The sequence below is a fragment of the Sphingopyxis sp. EU05-FHT14B03 genome (assembly GCF_058790875.1).
Window position 1 is genome coordinate 447,447 of record NZ_JBYTDC010000001.1, and the last position, 16,626, is coordinate 464,072.

Annotated in this window: 16 protein-coding genes; 8 read left to right on the forward strand and 8 right to left on the reverse strand. The window is 64.1% G+C overall.

Translation table 11 applies throughout. The features are described 5' to 3' along the window. Positions 1-17: 17 nt before the first annotated feature. Positions 18-347, reverse strand: coding sequence for a DUF423 domain-containing protein (locus AC3WS4_RS02305; RefSeq protein WP_056349062.1), 330 nt, complete (start codon positions 345-347; stop codon positions 18-20). 93 nt (positions 348-440) lie between these two features. Here AC3WS4_RS02305 and rimO point away from each other — a divergent pair, with 93 nt between their 5' ends. Then, positions 441-1,808, forward strand: a complete 1,368-nt coding sequence (rimO, locus tag AC3WS4_RS02310) for a 30S ribosomal protein S12 methylthiotransferase RimO (protein WP_492740008.1) — start codon at positions 441-443, stop codon at positions 1,806-1,808. Here the strand turns inward: rimO and AC3WS4_RS02315 are convergent. Next, positions 1,805-2,827, reverse strand: a complete 1,023-nt coding sequence (locus tag AC3WS4_RS02315) for a hypothetical protein (protein ID WP_492740007.1) — start codon at positions 2,825-2,827, stop codon at positions 1,805-1,807. The two genes, rimO and AC3WS4_RS02315, sit on opposite strands and share 4 nt — an antisense overlap. A gap of 586 nt (positions 2,828-3,413) precedes the next feature. On the opposite strand from AC3WS4_RS02315, the gene AC3WS4_RS02320 reads away from it, so the two are divergent. Further along, positions 3,414-4,037 carry a DUF4403 family protein gene (locus AC3WS4_RS02320; protein WP_492740006.1) on the forward strand — a complete coding sequence of 208 codons (624 nt, stop codon included), beginning with the start codon at positions 3,414-3,416 and terminating at the stop codon, positions 4,035-4,037. Next, complete coding sequence (locus AC3WS4_RS02325) at positions 3,971-4,894, forward strand: DUF4403 family protein (RefSeq protein WP_492742721.1); 924 nt, start codon at positions 3,971-3,973, stop codon at positions 4,892-4,894. The genes AC3WS4_RS02320 and AC3WS4_RS02325 overlap by 67 nt, the downstream gene beginning before the upstream one ends. A gap of 4 nt (positions 4,895-4,898) precedes the next feature. On the opposite strand, the gene AC3WS4_RS02330 is transcribed toward AC3WS4_RS02325, so the two are convergent. From AC3WS4_RS02330 to AC3WS4_RS02340, 3 genes are all read right to left on the reverse strand, one after another. Next, the gene (locus tag AC3WS4_RS02330; RefSeq protein WP_492740004.1) at positions 4,899-5,360 is read right to left on the reverse strand and encodes a DUF1579 domain-containing protein; all 462 of its coding nucleotides are present in this window, start codon (positions 5,358-5,360) and stop codon (positions 4,899-4,901) included. A 72-nt stretch (positions 5,361-5,432) separates the two neighbouring features. Then, positions 5,433-6,446: an inorganic phosphate transporter gene (locus tag AC3WS4_RS02335; RefSeq protein ID WP_492740003.1), complete on the reverse strand. Its 1,014-nt coding sequence runs from the start codon at positions 6,444-6,446 to the stop codon at positions 5,433-5,435. Between the two features lie 14 nt (positions 6,447-6,460). After that, complete coding sequence (locus AC3WS4_RS02340) at positions 6,461-7,585, reverse strand: DUF47 family protein (protein ID WP_162248596.1); 1,125 nt, start codon at positions 7,583-7,585, stop codon at positions 6,461-6,463. Between the two features lie 183 nt (positions 7,586-7,768). Between AC3WS4_RS02340 and AC3WS4_RS02345 the strand changes: the two genes are divergently transcribed. Further along, the gene (locus AC3WS4_RS02345; RefSeq protein WP_492740001.1) at positions 7,769-9,316 is read left to right on the forward strand and encodes a flavin-containing monooxygenase; all 1,548 of its coding nucleotides are present in this window, start codon (positions 7,769-7,771) and stop codon (positions 9,314-9,316) included. Between the two features lie 249 nt (positions 9,317-9,565). After that, entirely contained in the window at positions 9,566-11,056 is a 1,491-nt protein-coding gene (locus AC3WS4_RS02350) for a hypothetical protein (protein WP_492740000.1), read from the forward strand. A 63-nt stretch (positions 11,057-11,119) separates the two neighbouring features. Here the strand turns inward: AC3WS4_RS02350 and AC3WS4_RS02355 are convergent, their stop codons facing one another. From AC3WS4_RS02355 to AC3WS4_RS02365, 3 genes are read right to left on the reverse strand one after another with little or no spacing between them, the layout of a single operon-like run. After that, positions 11,120-11,302, reverse strand: a complete 183-nt coding sequence (locus AC3WS4_RS02355; RefSeq protein WP_492739999.1) for a DUF3008 family protein — start codon at positions 11,300-11,302, stop codon at positions 11,120-11,122. 39 nt (positions 11,303-11,341) lie between these two features. Next, the gene (locus tag AC3WS4_RS02360) at positions 11,342-12,277 is read right to left on the reverse strand and encodes an SDR family oxidoreductase (RefSeq protein WP_492739998.1); all 936 of its coding nucleotides are present in this window, start codon (positions 12,275-12,277) and stop codon (positions 11,342-11,344) included. A gap of 10 nt (positions 12,278-12,287) precedes the next feature. Then, a complete protein-coding gene (locus AC3WS4_RS02365) occupies positions 12,288-13,130 on the reverse strand; it encodes a DUF3298 and DUF4163 domain-containing protein (RefSeq protein WP_492739997.1) in 843 nt (280 codons plus the stop codon). Positions 13,131-13,184: 54 nt separating this feature from the next. Between AC3WS4_RS02365 and AC3WS4_RS02370 the strand changes: the two genes are divergently transcribed. The 3 genes from AC3WS4_RS02370 (at position 13,185) to argC (ending at position 16,536) form a co-directional block, all read left to right on the forward strand. After that, the gene (locus tag AC3WS4_RS02370; protein WP_492739996.1) at positions 13,185-14,597 is read left to right on the forward strand and encodes a leucyl aminopeptidase family protein; all 1,413 of its coding nucleotides are present in this window, start codon (positions 13,185-13,187) and stop codon (positions 14,595-14,597) included. 75 nt (positions 14,598-14,672) lie between these two features. After that, positions 14,673-15,611: a C40 family peptidase gene (locus AC3WS4_RS02375; protein ID WP_492739995.1), complete on the forward strand. Its 939-nt coding sequence runs from the start codon at positions 14,673-14,675 to the stop codon at positions 15,609-15,611. 4 nt (positions 15,612-15,615) lie between these two features. Continuing rightward, positions 15,616-16,536, forward strand: a complete 921-nt coding sequence (argC, locus tag AC3WS4_RS02380) for an N-acetyl-gamma-glutamyl-phosphate reductase (RefSeq protein WP_492739993.1) — start codon at positions 15,616-15,618, stop codon at positions 16,534-16,536. The last annotated feature ends 90 nt before the right edge of the window (positions 16,537-16,626 follow it).

Consider the following 16,626-nt stretch of genomic DNA (forward strand, 5'->3'; position numbering starts at 1 on the left):
TGCCTGGGGTCCGGCCCCTAGCCCCGCCAGTAAATCCAGCCCGCCCACAGCCAGCCGATGATCAGCAGCGTGCCGCCGATCGGCGTCACCGCGCCCAGCCATTTCGGCGCGCCCAACGCCATCGCATAGAGCGTCACGCCAAAAATCGCGCCGCCCGCGAGCAAGGTCAGCGCCGGTCCGCGCGCGACCCCCATGATCGCCAGCGCGGCAACCGCGTGAACCAGCTGATAGATACCGCCGGTCCGCAGCCATTCGGCCTCCTGCGGCCCCGCCGCGCCATGCGCGCCGAACGCGCCCGCCGCCACTGCCATCGCCGCCGAAACGGCCGCCAACACGCCTATCGCCATCTGTCACCTCGCATCGCCGATTCCAGCCCGTGGCATGGCGCCAAGCGCCGCGCGTGACAAGCCACGCAAAATCGACTATGCGCGCCGCCAATCATGGCAACCAAAACCCTCCCCTCCCAGCCGAAGGTCGGCATGGTCTCGCTCGGCTGTCCGAAAGCGCTCGTCGACAGCGAACGGATTCTGACGAAACTGCGCGCCGACGGCTATGGCTTGTCGCCCGACTATGCCGGCGCCGACGTCGTCCTCGTCAACACCTGCGGCTTCCTCGATTCCGCCAAGGAAGAAAGCCTCGAGGCGATCGGCGAGGCGATGGCCGAGAATGGCCGCGTCATCGTCACCGGCTGCATGGGCAACGAGGCCGACGTCATCCGCGCCCGCTTCCCCAACGTCCTCGCGGTCACCGGCGCGCATCAATATGAACAGGTCGTCGACGCCGTCCACGAAGCCGCGCCGCCGACCCAAGGCCCCTTCGTCGACCTCGTCCCCGAGGGCGGGCTGAAACTCACCCCGCGCCACTACAGCTATCTCAAGATTTCGGAAGGCTGCAACCACAGCTGCTCCTTCTGCATCATCCCCGATCTACGCGGCAAACTGGTCAGCCGCCGCATCGACGCCGTCCTCCGCGAAGCCGAAAAGCTCGTCGCCGCGGGGACCAAGGAACTGCTGGTGATCAGCCAGGACACCTCGGCCTATGGCGTCGATACCCGCCACGATCCGCGCCAGTGGAAGGGGCGCGAAGTCCGCGCCCATATGACCGACCTCGCGCGCGAACTCGGCCAGCTTCAGACCAGCGAAGGCCGCGCCCCATGGGTGCGCCTCCACTATGTCTATCCCTACCCCCACGTCGACGCGGTCATCCCGTTGATGGCCGAGGGGCTGCTGACCCCCTATCTCGACATCCCCTTCCAGCACGCCAGCCCCAGCGTCCTCAAGCGCATGAAGCGCCCCGCCAACGAAGCGAAGGTGCTCGAACGCCTCAAGAACTGGCGCAACATCGCTCCCGACATCGCGATCCGCTCGAGCTTCGTCGTCGGCTTCCCCGGCGAGACCGAGGCCGATTTCCAATATCTGCTCGACTGGCTCGACGAAGCCCAGCTCGACCGCGTCGGCGCCTTCCGCTTCGAACCCGTCGCCGGCGCGCAGGCGAACGCGCTCGACGATCAGGTGCCCGAAGAGCTCAAGGAAGAGCGCTACCAACGCATCATGGAAAAAACCGCCACGATCAGCGCCGCCAAGCTCGAAGCCAAGATCGGCCGCACCCTGCCCGTCATCATCGACGAAGTCGGCGAGGCGGACGAAGACGGCAGCATCGGCGCGACAGGGCGGTCACAGGCCGACGCGCCCGAGATCGACGGCCACGTCTACCTCCGCGACGTCGCGGCAACCCTCAAGGCTGGCGATATCGTCGATGTCGCGGTCGAGGACGCCGACGAGCATGATCTGTTCGGGGTGATCAACTAATCCGGGTGATCGAGGATGAATTTGGCTCGATCGCGGACGGATCTCGACCGGTCGTGCTGTAGCTTGTCGGCATAAACACGCTCGATTGCGGTTCCGCGCAAATGGCGAATAGCGCCGGACAACGCGACACCACGGACCATCGAAGATCTGTCATCGACACCCCGGCCGATCAGGTCTTCGAGAGCGGTAGGGATATCGATCGCCCGGCGATCAAAGATCATGACCCAACGCCGCAATCCCATCGATTTGTCGATCCACTGCCAACCGCGACCGGCAGGCCACACCGCTTCACGTTTGAGCAACATGGTGAGAGCCGCTGCCCGCACAGCAGGCTGGACTGCGGCAAGAAAGACTTCTTCCAGATAGCCGTCGAGGTGCGGCGTCTTTGATGCCGACCGCAGCAACTTGGCCATTGCGCCGGTCGGGCGCTTGGCAATGATCGCCACAAGACTGCGAGCGACGTCGGGACGCGACATCTGGTCTTCAAACAATTGACGCTCATCCCGCCAGCGACCCCAACTGTCCTTTCGATACATCAACTCCGACAGGGCCGATGCGATGACGGCGGGGTTAGTGACCGGGAAACATCGCTCGGCACATTTCGCCGCCGCCTTCCGGACAGGTGTGGCCCAATCGTTCAACCGCCAGCAAATTGCGGCGAAGAAAAATGCCGACGGAATCCCACTCACCACTCTTTGCAAGGCGGCCTCGCGCAGCCGGCCGTCGCGGTGAAAGAGGAAGATATACTCGAGCAAAGGCGTACGAAGCAGTTGTTCCGTGTCAGATAAACGGCCCCACAGTCTCGGCAGGAAGCGATTGCCAGTCGGACGATGCCAAAGTTTGGCCGCAGCCGCGATGTGATTGTCAAACTCGACAACCGTAGCTGGCGATAAGCCGGCCATTTGTTCAACCACTTCCTGAACCTCAATATCGAGAAGATCTCCCGTTTCGAGCTTCGCGCCAAGCCTTAGGAGCACGTCATTCAACTCAGGCGGCAGCAAAGATGTCGTTGTTTCCATTCTGTCGGCATGATGCCGTCGTCGGCCAGCGTCAACAGTCCTTGGAATGGGATGAAAACGGCCAATCTTCCCACCAAGAAAACGCTGTCCTACAAAACTTCTGCACGATAGCGTCTGCTCATGCCGATCTTTATCTCCATTTCGCATGACCGCCCGATAGATCGCGATCCGGCCATTCAGTGCGCGCGCAATACTTTGCTTAAAGCGACAAAGGAGACAATTTCGCTTCGCCTGTCCGTATCTTTTGTCGCTTTAAGGCCCGCCGCAACTCCGAATGGCGGGCGCGCCAAAGCCGATTCCAGTGTGAAGTTACGCGGTTCTCGGCGACTCAGCGCAAGCAATCCTCCTCGTCACCCCGGGCTCGACCCGGGGCCTGCCTTGCCTGACGGCATAGCATCGCAAAAACAGGCAGGCCCCGGGTCGAGCCCGGGGTGACGAGGAGATGGAGGCACGGCATCCGCACAAAACGCAATTTCAGTGTGAAGTTGGGCAGATTTCCACCCCTTTCGTCCCGCTCTGCTCCCCCAAAGGAACGGCATCACCCGGCCGCCGTTATGAACAGGAAAGACCGCATCAGGGGCACCACATGCGACTAATCCCACTGGCAGCCGCCATGGCGCTGCTGACCACCGCCCTCACCGCCTGCAACCCTGCCGAAGGGGGCGCCGAGGCGCCGCCGCGCGCGACCGACAAGGCACCCTCGCCGTCGCAGACGTCGTTGATCGCCGTCCCGATCAACGCCAGCATCGCGCCGCTGCGGCAGGAGCTCGAACGCGCGGTACCGCGTACCTTGTGGACGATCGACCGGCGCGAACAGGCGTGTGTGGCGCCGCAGCGGGTCAAGGTGTTCGGCAAGCGCGTCAAGGTCACCCCCGCCATCCCCTGCACCATCGTCGGCCAGGTCACGCGCGGGCCGCTGCGGCTGCGCGGCGAAGGCGACGAGATCGTCGTCGATGTCCCGATCCACGCCCGGGTCAGTGCACGCGACGTCGGCGGGGTGTTGAAGGGCGAGACCGCGACCGGCGCCGCGATGGCGCACGCCCGCGTCCGCATCGAACTCACTCCCGACTGGCACACCGCGGCAAAGCGCGCATCTCCTATGGCTGGACCAGCGCCCCGGGCATCGATTTCCTCGGCAAGCGCATCACCTTCACCGACGAGGCCGATGCGAGGCTCAAACCCGTCGTGCGCGACGTCGAAGGCATCGTGAACCGCGAGATCGCGAAGATCGACATCCGCAAACAGGCCGCCGACGTCTGGCGGCAAAGCTTCACCACGCTGGAACTGAACCATCAGAATCCGCCGGTGTGGATGCGCGTCATGCCGCAACGCATCCTCTATGGCGGCTATCGTCTCGACGGCCAGCGCATCAAATTGAACCTCGGGATCGAAGGGGTGACCGAAACCTTCGTTTCCGGTCGCCCCGCCGACCCGTCGCCCACGCCGTTGCCGAAACTGGTGCGGCAGGCCCCCAAGCCGCATCTCGACGTGCGGGTCCCGGTGATTGCCGACTATGCACAGCTCCAGCCCGTCGTCGATCGCGCGCTCGCAAAGCGCGCGACCCGGCCCTTCGTGCTGCCCAAGCTCGGTCCGATGGATGTCAAATTCGGCCCGTCGACCATCTATGGCGCCCCCGGCGGCCGGATCGCAGTGGGCGTTGACGTTGAAGCCAAGCTGGAGGCCCGGACTGGCAAGCCCACCCACGGGCGGATCTGGATGACCGCGATCCCGCGCAACGAACCCGGTTCCGCCCAGGTCCGCTTTGCCGATCTGGTGGTCAATGGCGACAGCGACGGTGTCGGCGGCGACCTGCTGATCCTGATCGGCCGCAGCGAGGAATTCGCGCCGCTGATCGCCGACGCACTGAGTCAGAATTTCACCCGCGATCTCGACGAACTCCAAGGCAAGATTCGCAGCGCGGTCGGGCAGCGGCGCGAGGGCGCCTTTGTCATTCGCACAACCGTCGAAGGCTTCGCGATCGGCGAGATCAAGGCTTATGGCAACGGCCTCTACCTGCCGGTACAGATGACCGGCGGTGCCAGCATCGACTACCGCCCGGCGAAATGACCCGCTACGCCCGAGTGAAATCCATCGTCCAGTTCACTTCCCATGTCGCGCCGTCATCGGCCGACATCGCCTGCTCCCAGCGCGGCGAGGCGCTGTTGGTGCGGCTCCAGATGAAACGCAGCCGGATCGGACGCCCGTCGAGCCTATCGTCGGCATAGAAATGCCCGACCCCATCCTCGAACCGGCCGATGACGGGGACGTCGATCGCATGCGGGCTGCGCGCATCGAGCCACCAGATCGCCCAGCTCTTCTGAACGGGATCGAAGGATCGCAAGGCGACGGCCCGATAGGATCCGCCGGCGATGTGCAGGACATTGTCTTCGATATTGCCATCGCCACCCAATATCGGGCGCATGTCGCACGTCCCGTCGAACTCTTCCCATTCGTTGCAGTCCGCGAGGCGCATCTTCAACCGGCGATGCCGCACGCGCCAGCTGCCGATCTGGAAATCGAAATCACCGGCCATCACGCATTCTCCCCGATCTCATCGCAGGAGTTGTTCTTATTACGTTCTCATTCAAACGCAACCCCGCCCTGCTCAGAACAGGCGCGTCAGGCCGTAAAAGGCCGCCGCGACGACCGCGCTCGCCGGGATGGTGATGAACCAAGCCGCGACGACATTGCTCGCTACGCCCCAGCGCACCGCGCTGGCGCGGCGGGCGACGCCGGCGCCGATGATGCTGCCGGTGATCGTGTGCGTCGTCGACACCGGGATACCCAGCAGGCTGGCAGTGAACACCATGATCGACCCGCCGGTCGACGCGGCGAAGCCCTGATGGTGCGACAGCTTGGTGATGCGGCCGCCCATCGTCTCGATGATCTTCCACCCGCCCGACAATGTGCCAAGCGCGATCGCGACGTAGCAGCTGAACGCCACCCAATGCGGCACGTGGAACTCGCCCTGCAAATATCCGGTCGAATAAAGCAGTACGGCGATGATCCCCATCGTCTTTTGCGCGTCGTTGAGGCCGTGGCTGATCGAATAGGCCGCCGACGAGAAGAGATGGAGATGGCGAAAGGTTCTTTCGGCGAAATTGGCGGTGGCGCGGCGGAGCGCCCAGCTGCTGAGCAGCATCACCAGCATCGCGAGCAGCATCCCGAGCATCGGCGACAGGAAGATAGCGATCACCGTCTTGTTGAGCCCGGTCCACTCGATCCCCTCGAACCCGGCATGCGCGACGCCCGCGCCGACGATGCCGCCCACGAGGGCGTGGCTCGACGACGACGGGATGCCCTTGAGCCAGGTGACGATGTTCCAGAACATCGCCCCGACCAGCGCGCCGAACACCACCGCGGGGGTCACCAGATCCTTGTCGATGATCCCCTTGCCGATCGTCTCGGCGACCTTGTGCAGTTCGGGAAAGATGACCGACAGGAAATAGGCAGCAAAGTTGAAGAAAGCGGCGAACAGCACCGCCTGCACCGGTTTAAGCAGCCGCGTCGCGACGACCGTCGCGATGCTGTTCGCCGCGTCATGCAGCCCGTTGAGGAAATCGAACGCCAGCGCCAGAATGACGAGGCCGACGAGCAGGGGAAATGCGAGTTCATGCATGCGCGTGCCCTCGCTTATGCGTGGTCGATGACCAGGCCGTCGATCTCGTTCGCGACATCCTCGAACCGGTCGACGACGCGTTCGAGGTGGCTGAACAGCTCGCGCCGGATGATGAACTGAATCGTGTTCGTCTCGCCATGTTCCTGGAACAGGCGCTTCAACCCGGCTGCATGGATTTCGTCGGCATGCCCCTCCATACGCACCAGCCGTTCGGTCAGTTCGTGCAGCCGCGGCCCGTTGGCGCCGATGTTGCGCAGCAGCGGCAGCGCCTCGGCGGTCAGCCGTGCGGCATCGACGATGATGCCGGCGATGTCGCGCATTTCGGGTTCGATCTCGGTCACGTCGTACAGATCAATCGCGCCCGCCGTCTTCTGCATCTCGTCGATCGCGTCGTCCATCGAGGCGATCAGGTCAGTGATCGCACTGCGGTCGAACGGGGTCAGGAAGGTGCGGCGCACAGTCTGCAGCACTTCGCGGGTGATCGCGTCGGCGTCATGCTCGCGCTCGACGATTTCCTGGATATGGTCGGCCATGCCCGGCCCACCCTGCAACAGGCGCGACAAGGCATTGGCGCCCGCGACTAGCGTTGCCGCGTGGCTTTCGAACAATTCGAAAAAATTGCCCTGTCGCGGCAGCAAGCGCTGAAACCATGCGAACATCCAACTCACCCCTGTCTTCTCGGCAACATTCTGCACCACCCCGCCGGTCCGCGCCACGGCGCGAAAGCCGCTGTCGCCGAACGATCGGATGAGTGCCTGCAAATCGGGTTCCTCGACCGCCGCGGCGGCGGCGTGGAACGGAAACCACTGGCGGTCGCGCTCACCCTCTTCCTTCCATTCGGAAAGTTCGCTGGTGACGGCGAGCGGAAACACCTCGACGTCGAGCAACACCGACGCGCCGTTAGCGCGGCGTTTGCGATATTGATAGCTGCCGATCGGCGTCGGGCAGACCGCGCCGATCACGCCGGCCTCTTCCTCCGCCTCGATCGCGGCGGCGGCGTGGCGCGTCATGCCGGTTAGCGGGTTGCCTTTGGGAATCACCCAGCGCTTCGTCTCGCGCGAGGTAATCAGCAGCACTTCGGTCGGTCCATCCTGCGCAGGTCCACCGAAACGATAGGGAAGAACCGCGATCTGGCGCATTTTTCGTCCCTTCCTATTCTTGGGCGGGCCATGCCGCCGTTGGTTACAATCGGGTTTCGCCCCTATGACAATAATGTGACAGCGACAAGGATGCTTCGCCCCCCAACGCTCCCCCGTCTAATGCATTGCAAAATGCAACGCGGTGCGTAAGCTGCACCCTAAAGACATATGGGAGACGAAATCATGGCAGGTACCGCGACCATGGAACGCGCGAATGACACAGCGGCTGCGCCGGTCGATCAGGATGTACTGATTGTCGGCGCGGGCATTTCGGGTATCGGCATGGCGGTTCACCTCCAGCAGTACAGCCCCGGGCGCAGCTTCGCGCTTGTCGAGCGCCGCGCCGATCTGGGCGGCACCTGGGATCTTTTCCGCTATCCCGGCATCCGCTCGGACAGTGACATGCACACGCTGGGTTTTGTCTTCGAACCGTGGAAGCATGAAAAGACGATCGCCGATGGCCCTGCGATCCTCGAATATCTGAACCGCATCGTCGACGAACGCCATATCCGCGAACGCATCCGCTTCGATCGCAAGGTCGTTGGTGCCGACTGGGACAGCGCGACCGCGCGCTGGACGGTTACGATGGAGGACTCAAGCGGCGCGACATCGACAACGACGGCGCGCTGGCTGTATCTCGGCGCTGGCTATTATGACTATGATTCACCGTTCGACGCCAATTTCACCGGCCGCGACGATTTCCAGGGCCGAATACTGCACCCGCAGTTCTGGCCGAAGGATCTCGATTATACTGGCAAGAAGGTCGTCGTGGTGGGGTCGGGTGCGACCGCGGTAACGATCGTCCCGGCGATGTCGGACAAGGCGGCGCACGTCACGATGCTGCAGCGCACTCCGACGTGGTTCGCCATCCGGCCTGCCAAGGACGCGCTCGCCAATTTCCTGCGCAAAATCCTGCCCGAGGAACTGGCGTACAAGATCACACGCTACAAGAATGTGAAGATGCAGGACATCGTCTTCCAGAAGGCACGCACCAAACCGGAAAAAGTCCGAGAATTCCTGACCAAGCAGATCAAGAAGAATCTTGGTGACCGCTATGATGCCGAGGCGTTCACGCCGCCGTACAACCCCTGGGAGCAAAGGCTCTGCCTCGTCCCCGACGCCGATTTTTTCGAGGCGATCAAGGCCGACAAAGCTTCGGTCGTCACCGATCATATCGACCGTTTCGACGCCACCGGAATCCAGCTCAAATCGGGCAAGCATCTCGACGCCGATATCATCGTTACCGCGACCGGACTCAACCTTGCCGTCGCGGGCAAGATTCCGGTGCGCGTCGATGGCGCGCTCGTCGACTGGAGCGAGCATTTCTACTACAAGGCGTGCATGTTCTCGAACGTCCCGAATTTTTCGGCGGTGTTCGGTTATCTCAATGCAAGCTGGACGCTGCGCGCCGATATCGTCGCCGAATATGTCTGCCGCGTGCTCAATCATATGGACGCGACCGGCACGACCGTCGCCACCCCGCGCCTCGACGATCCGGACAGCCTGACCGAAGAGAATATCTTCGATTTCTCGTCGGGCTATATCCAGCGCTCGCTGCACATCATGCCCAAAAACGCCGATGCCCTGCCCTGGCGGCTCAACCAGAATTACATCCAGGATCGCGTCGACATGCGCACCGGCGCGATCGACGACGGCGTGCTTGGCTTCGCCAACGCCCGCGCGGCAACTGCGGCGAAAGACGAAGCACCAGCGCTCGAAGCCGCCGAATAATTGCGGCAAATCCGTGCGGCGGCGACGCGCCCCTTGGCGCGGCGCCGCCGCACCGGCCAGATGCCGTATAGATGGGCGTGAATCCAACCTGTTAATACGGATCCTTTGAGCAGAGTCGGACCATCCTTGGCACAGCGCCCCACAACGTTACTGCCAGATTGGATGTAATGATCTTCGGTTCACCGCATCCGAATATTTACTTTATACTATTCTCCTATTACGCTCTCTGCTTTCCAGGGGGCAAGCATCATGAACACGGGCTTTAATGCCAAGTTCTGGCGGGGTGCGAAACTTGCAGCGCTCGCCTTTGCCGTGACCACGCCGCTGTCGTCGTGCAAGGACGGCGGATATGGCAGCGATAAGGAAATCGCCGCGGCCGGCAGTTGCCCCGAGGGCTTCGGCTGGGCCGAGGGACTGCAGAGCTATCTCAACCCGACCGCGACGATGCCGACGACGATGAGCGCGACCGCCGACGATTGCCTGTTCAACCAATGGTCGTGGGAAGCCTTTGTGTGGGCAAACGCCCCGATCGACGGCACTCCGCGCTTCCTGACCTGGCAGATCCCGGACGATCTGCTCACCAACACCTCCGAAGTCCCGCGCACCTCGCTGCTGCGACTCGATGTGCATATGAAGCCGCTGCACATGGCCGATGGCGCCCCCAGTCAGGACGGCGCGATCGTAGAGGCCGACGGCAGCATGCTGATCGGGCAGAACGGCTATCCGGTCTATGCGTCGAGCCACATGACGCCGAACTATTTCGATGTGATCAAACGCAACCTGATCGCGACCGGCGCCTATCAGAACAATCCAAACCAGGACGATTATTTCAGCGTCGGCGACGCGATCGTCAAGGCCACCTGGTATCGGCTCGCCGCGGGTGAGGCCGCGCCGGCGGGCAGCTATACGACGCAGGCCGAGGTGCCGGTGCTGCAGAACAACTGCAACGGCGCGAACTGCACGGTCGTCCCGAGCGGCAAATATGAGACGGTCACCGTCGCACTCGTCGGCATGCACGTCGTCGGCTATGTCGAGAATCATCCCGAATTCGTCTGGGCGACTTTCGAGCACAAGCTGAACGCGCCGATGTTCGCCGACAACAGCTTCGTCTTCGACGCCAATGCCAGCGATCCCGGCAATTACACCTTCTACAAGGCGGGAACGCCCTATTCGCAGGCAGCCCTGCTCGTCGAGACCAATACCAATCCAGCCACGGTCACCTTCGACGCAGCGACAGGCAAATTCTCGCCGATCACGCAGGTCGTCCAGATGAACAAGACCGGCGGTGACACCCAGCCGAACGGACCGGCGAACATCACCGCGATCAACGTCGCGTCACAGGGCGCGGCGGCGAACTTCCCGAACAATTCACCGCTGCAGAACTACAATCTGATCGGAACGGCATGGTTTAAGCCCAACACCTATGTGACGACCAATGCCAACTGGCAGACGCTGAACCAGACCAACGCGGTCGGCGCAATCAGCCTGATGAATACCACCGCAGAAACCTTCCTGCAGAGCGCCAAGGGTCAGCAGGGCCATAATTGCTTCGAGTGCCATAGCGCGACGAGTTTCTCCTACGTCGGCATCCAGCCCAAGGCGCTGACGCCGCGCCGCATCGCGATCAGCCATATGGTCGCGATGGGTTCGGCCTATGAAGTGCCCAACACGCTCCCGGTAACCGCGGGTGGCTCACCTGCCGCCAAGACCACGGCGATCAAGGCCGTACAAAAGAAATAGAGCTGCACTGGGTCGCAGTCGCGTAGCCCCGGGTCGTCAAAGGCCCGGGGTTATGTCTTTGGGTCAATCGACATGCTCGGGCTTGCCCTTGGTCGCCCCCTTCGCGAAATCCTCGAGCTGTTTCTCGGTCATGCTCTCGGCCATCTCTTTCGATGCCCCCTTGAGCTTCGACTTGGGCGTGTCGCCGCGCTTGGCGCTAAGCGCCGCACCGGCGGCTTTCTGCTGGGCTTTCGATTTGGCTGGCATCGGCTTTCTCCTGCCTGCCCCCGTATCCGTTACTGCCCCTTACCCGTTAACGATCGTGCCGCCGTTGGGATGCAACACCTGACCCGACATATAGCTGCTGTCGTCGCAGGCGAGGAACAGGAAGCAGGAGGCGACCTCGTTGGGCTCGCCCGGCCGTTTCATCGGCGTACCCTCGCCAAAGGTCGCGACCTTATCGGCTGGCGACCCGCCGCGCGGGTTGAGCGGGGTCCAGATCGGTCCCGGCGCGACCGCATTGACGCGAATGCCCTTCCCAACCAGATTTTCGCTGAGCGAGCGGGTGAAGGCGGTGATCGCACCCTTGGTGGCGCTGTAATCGAGCAGCCCGCCCGATCCCTGATACATCGTGACGCTGGTGCAATTGACGATCGCCGCTCCCTTCTTGAGGTGCGGCAGCGCGGCCTGCACCAGATAGAACATGCCAAAGATGTTGGTTGCGAAGGTGCGCCGGAGTTGTTCGAGGCTGATGTCGCGAATATCCTCCGCCGGATGCTGCTCGCCCGCATTGTTGACGAGAATATCGAGCCGGCCGAGCCTGGCAACCGCCTTGCCGACGATCCTTTCGCCCGCGCCCGATTTGCCGACGTCAGCCTTGATGGTGATCGCGCAGCGCCCCTCGGCTTCGACGGTCGCGGCGGTGGCGTCGGCGTCAGCCCTGTTGCTGTGGTAGACGATCGCGATATCGGCGCCATCGCGCGCGAAGAGCGCGCAGACCGCGCGGCCGATACCGCTGTCGCCGCCAGTGACGATCGCGACCTTTCCCTTGAGACGGCCGGACCCGGGATAGCGCGGCTGCCATCTGGGCGCGCGATCAAGGTCGGCCTCTCGGTCCTTCGGCGGCTTGGCGATCGTCTTGCCCGCACCGACCTCCTTCCTCAGCTTCGTCGCCGCGCGCTTCTTGCCCCTCTTTTCAGCGTCGGTTTCGCCGACCTTCCCGGCCTTCATCGGCTTCGCCATCGCCATATTCCTATTTGCCCGCGCGAAAGTCGCCAGCGAACTCCGGCTTTACGGCGCGGATCAATCCAGCCGTCACGGGGACGTTGATCCGGTAATCGCCCTCGGCATAAGCGCCGATCTCATAGGGTGCGATGGCGATCGTCAGGCGGTCGAGATGGCGCCCATCGGACGAGCCGAGCCACACCGTCTGCGCCGAGGCCGGCGGGCATTTGGCGAAGACCGAGTCCTCACTCTCCGCAGGCAGTTGAATGCCCTTCGCCGCCTTGGCGCGCGTGATCGCAGCGCAGAAATCGTCGCGGATCGCCGCGTCGAACGCGGTGCCGCTGGTGAACAGATCGAGCGGCGAACGTCGCTTGCCGCTGTTGCGGTCCCAGAGCAAAGTGCCGAAGGTCGTCATGCCGTGGGCGCCGCCGGTGTAGGTCGAAATCTCGCTCGACAGGCTGAGGAAGCGCGGCGTGTCGGTGATGCGTTCCCAAGACTGCAAATGGCTGTGGGGACGGTAGGGAAAGCCTCCCTTTTCCGCGGCCGCCCGATCACGGCGCGATTCAGCGATCAGTGCGTCGCGCTTGGCCGCGCGGTCGGCATCGAGCCATTCGGCGAGTTTGGGGATCTTCGCCGCCTCGAGCGGATAGGCGTAGGAAAACTCCATCAGGTCACTGCTTTCCTTGACCTCCGAGGCCGTCGCATTCGCTACCTTCACATCGTCGACGGCGCCGGGAGGCGCACCGGGAACCGAGGCGGCGGCGGCCTTTTCGGCGGTCGTCTGCGCCGGTTCGCTCGAGCAGGTGGCGAGAAGGAGGAGGATAGCCGGCGCGAGCGCTGCGGCGGAGCGGAGGGCAAGGATGGCGGTCATGGGCGAACAACGCCGGGCATCGACAAAGTTTCCCCGCAAGCCTAGCAATTCGGAATGACCGACCATTCCGACTTGATCCAGCCCGACAAGGGCCAGGATGCACGCACGATCCACCTTGTCGACAAGAAGAGCTTTGATAGCTGGCTGAAGGGCCGCAGCGCGCGTGAACGCGCCCACCTCGCCGCCGTCGGGTTCAAGCCCGATGCCTTTGTCCATGCTATCCTGCCCGGCGACGATCCCGAGCGCTGGTCGGTGGTAACGACTGTTGCGAATGTTGAAAGCTTGTCGGCTTGGTGCCTTGCCAAGCTGGGCCAGATCTTGCCCGAAGGCCGTTACCGGGTCGAGGGGCGGCAGCCGGGCAAGGCAATGTTCGGGTGGATGAGCGGACAATATCGTTTCGACAGGTACCGCCCCAAGGCCGAAGCACATGGGCCACGTGTGCTGCTGACCAGCGACGTCGGCGCGATTGCCCCGGTGGTCGCCGAGATGCGCGCGACCGCGCTGGTCCGCGACATGGTCAACACGCCGGCCGCCGACATGGGGCCGGCGGCGATCGAGAAGGAAGCCGAGCGCATCGCCAAGGCGCATAGCGCGAAGATCGTGATAACCAAGGGCGAGGCGCTGGAACAAGGCTATCCGATGATCCATGCCGTCGGACGCGCGGCAGCGAAACATCATGCCGCGCGACTGATCGAGATTTTGTGGGGCAAAGAGGACCATCCGCGCATCGCGCTGGTCGGCAAGGGCATCAGTTTCGACAGCGGCGGGCTCGACATCAAACCGTCAGCCGGAATGCGGCTGATGAAGAAGGACATGGGCGGCGCGGCGCACGTGCTGGCGCTCGCCGAACTGGTGATGGCGAGCGGGCTGCCGGTGCGGCTGCACTGTCTGGTCGCGGCAGCGGAAAATGCGATTTCAGCTGATGCGTTCCGGCCGGGCGACGTATTGAAAAGCCGGCTCGGGTTGACGGTCGAGATCGGCAACACTGACGCCGAGGGCCGGCTGGTGCTCGGCGACGCGCTGGCGAAGGCGAGCGAGGGCAAGCCCGAGTTGATCGTCGATTTCGCTACGCTGACCGGAGCCGCGCGCGTCGCACTGGGTCCCGACCTGCCACCGCTGTTCGCCAATGACGATGCGCTGGCCGACGCGATGCTGGCGGGCGGCATCGATCGCGACGACCCGCTTTGGCGGATGCCACTATGGGATGGCTACGCCGACCTGCTCGAAACCGACATCGCCGACCTTGGCAATGCGGGCTCTTCGGCTTTCGCCGGGACGATCACCGCCGCGTTGTTCCTCAAGCGGTTCGTCGGCGAAGGCATCACCTGGGCGCATGTCGACACCTTCGCCTGGCGCCCCTCAGCGAAGCACGGCCGACCCAAGGGCGGCGCGGCGCTCGGGATGCGCGCGGCATGGGCGATGCTGCAGGCGCGCTACGACCGGCGGCGCAAGGGCGATGGCGCTTGATAAAAGCCCTACCGCTGCGCTAATGCGCCGCGATTATCCGCCGTTCGGCGGCTTCATCGCATTTCAGGACATGACGTGACAGCAGAGGTCGAAAATTTGGCGGGTCGCATCCGCATGGGGCGCCCGGGCGCAGCAGGAGCGGGACGTGGCCGTTTCGGCCTGACAGGCACGTCGCAAAGCTATGATCCGCGCGTCGTCGCGATCCGCCCCGACCTCGCCGACATCGCGGTCGCTGGCCAGCATTTCGCACCCCATTATGCCGCGCCGATGATGAGCAGTTGCGTGCTGCCCTCAGCGGTGTTGCGCGGCGCGCCGTCACTCGATGCCGACCAGACGAGCGAGCTTCTCTACGGCGAAGGCTTCGCGCTGCTCGACCTGACGGGCGGGTGGGCTTGGGGGTATTGCCTGGCTGACCATTATGTAGGGTATCTGGCCGCCGACGCGCTGGGGGCGCCGATCGCGCCGACGCACCGGGTACGCGCGAGCGAAGCACTGCTCCACAGCGCCCCCGACGCCGCGAGCGGCGGGTCGGCGGTGCTGCCGCGCGGGGCGCTGGTGATGGGCGAGGCCGAGGGCGAATGGCTCACCACCGCGCACGGATATCTGCCGCTCGCCGCACTGGCCGAGGTCGGCACACACGAAACCGATGCCGCGTCGGTCGCCGAGGAAATGGTCGACGCGCCCTATCTGTGGGGCGGCCGGACCGCCGCCGGGATCGACTGTTCGGGGCTGGTGCAACTCGCTTGGGCCGCTGCGGGCATCCACCTGCCGCGCGACAGCGATCTGCAGCTGGCATCGCTCGGCGCCGACAAGGACGTCGACCCAGCCGCACTCCGGCGCGGCGACATGGTCTTCTTTCCCGGCCATGTCGGCATCATGGCCGACGCCACCCACATCATCCACGCCAGCCGACGATGGATGGCGGTGAAAGTGGAGCCGCTGGCCGACGTCGCCGCACGTTCGGCAGCCAAGGATCATGACCCGCCGGTGAGCGGGTATAAAAGACTGACATAACATCATGACACAGACGGTATTCATCGACGGCGCGGCGGGAACGACGGGCCTCGAAATCGCCGAGCGACTGGCCGGGCGGAGCGAATTCGCGCTGGCGACGCTCGACGAGGCGCGGCGCAAGGACGCCGATGCGCGGCGCGAAGCGCTGAACGACGCCGATTTCGTCATCCTCTGCCTGCCCGACGCAGCGGCGATCGAAGCGGTGGCGATGATCGCCAACGACCGCACGAAGGTGATCGACGCCTCGACCGCGCACCGCGTCGCCCCGGGCTGGGCCTATGGCTTCCCCGAGCTGAACGCGGGACAGCGCGCCGCGATCGCAGCTTCGTCGCGCGTCAGCAACCCCGGCTGCTACCCAACCGGTTTCCTCGCGCTCGTCGCGCCGCTGGTCGCGGCCGGCATCGTCGCGAAGGATGCGCGGCTGAGCGTCAACGCGGTGTCGGGCTATTCGGGCGGCGGCAAGGAACTGATCACGCGTTTCGAAGCCGAAACCGACATCGGTTTTCGCAGCTATGGCCTGTCGCTTGGACACAAGCATGTGCCGGAAATGCGGGTCGGTTCGGGTCTGGTCCACGCGCCCGTGTTCGCGCCGGCGGTGGTGCCGGTCTATCGCGGCATGCTGGTCGAAGTACCGCTGAGCTTCGACGCGCCGACCGCCGACGCGGTCTATGACGCGCTCGCGGCGCATTATGCGGGGTCGCCGCTGGTCAGCGTGCGGCGTGCGGGCGACGAAAGCGAACTGCTGCTGCGCAAGGACGATGCCGCGACCGATGCGATGGAGCTGATGCTCTATGCCAGCGCCGACGGCGCCCAGCTGCGGCTCGTCGCGCGGCTCGACAATCTCGGCAAGGGCGCGAGCGGCGCCTGCGTCCAGAACCTCAACATCATGGCGGGTTTGCCTGAGACGGCGGGGCTGCGGCTGTAATTCCTCTCGTCATTGCGAGGAGCGAAGCGGCGCGGCAGCCCAGGGCAGGCGTACACCGCTCTGGATTGCTTCGCTTCGCTCGCAATGACG

Bases quoted from the DNA above. Each gene is read 5' to 3' on its own strand.
- AC3WS4_RS02345 (WP_492740001.1), top strand. From the start codon at position 7,769: ATGGCAGGTACCGCGACCATGGAACGCGCGAATGACACAGCGGCTGCG.
- argC (WP_492739993.1), top strand. From the start codon at position 15,616: ATGACACAGACGGTATTCATCGACGGCGCGGCGGGAACGACGGGCCTC.
- AC3WS4_RS02350 (WP_492740000.1), top strand. From the start codon at position 9,566: ATGAACACGGGCTTTAATGCCAAGTTCTGGCGGGGTGCGAAACTTGCA.
- rimO (WP_492740008.1), top strand. From the start codon at position 441: ATGGCAACCAAAACCCTCCCCTCCCAGCCGAAGGTCGGCATGGTCTCG.
- AC3WS4_RS02330 (WP_492740004.1), bottom strand. From the start codon at position 5,360: ATGGCCGGTGATTTCGATTTCCAGATCGGCAGCTGGCGCGTGCGGCAT.
- AC3WS4_RS02340 (WP_162248596.1), bottom strand. From the start codon at position 7,585: ATGCGCCAGATCGCGGTTCTTCCCTATCGTTTCGGTGGACCTGCGCAG.
- AC3WS4_RS02335 (WP_492740003.1), bottom strand. From the start codon at position 6,446: ATGCATGAACTCGCATTTCCCCTGCTCGTCGGCCTCGTCATTCTGGCG.
- AC3WS4_RS02305 (WP_056349062.1), bottom strand. From the start codon at position 347: ATGGCGATAGGCGTGTTGGCGGCCGTTTCGGCGGCGATGGCAGTGGCG.
- AC3WS4_RS02370 (WP_492739996.1), top strand. From the start codon at position 13,185: ATGACCGACCATTCCGACTTGATCCAGCCCGACAAGGGCCAGGATGCA.
- AC3WS4_RS02315 (WP_492740007.1), bottom strand. From the start codon at position 2,827: ATGGAAACAACGACATCTTTGCTGCCGCCTGAGTTGAATGACGTGCTC.
- AC3WS4_RS02320 (WP_492740006.1), top strand. From the start codon at position 3,414: ATGCGACTAATCCCACTGGCAGCCGCCATGGCGCTGCTGACCACCGCC.
- AC3WS4_RS02355 (WP_492739999.1), bottom strand. From the start codon at position 11,302: ATGCCAGCCAAATCGAAAGCCCAGCAGAAAGCCGCCGGTGCGGCGCTT.
- AC3WS4_RS02365 (WP_492739997.1), bottom strand. From the start codon at position 13,130: ATGACCGCCATCCTTGCCCTCCGCTCCGCCGCAGCGCTCGCGCCGGCT.
- AC3WS4_RS02360 (WP_492739998.1), bottom strand. From the start codon at position 12,277: ATGGCGAAGCCGATGAAGGCCGGGAAGGTCGGCGAAACCGACGCTGAA.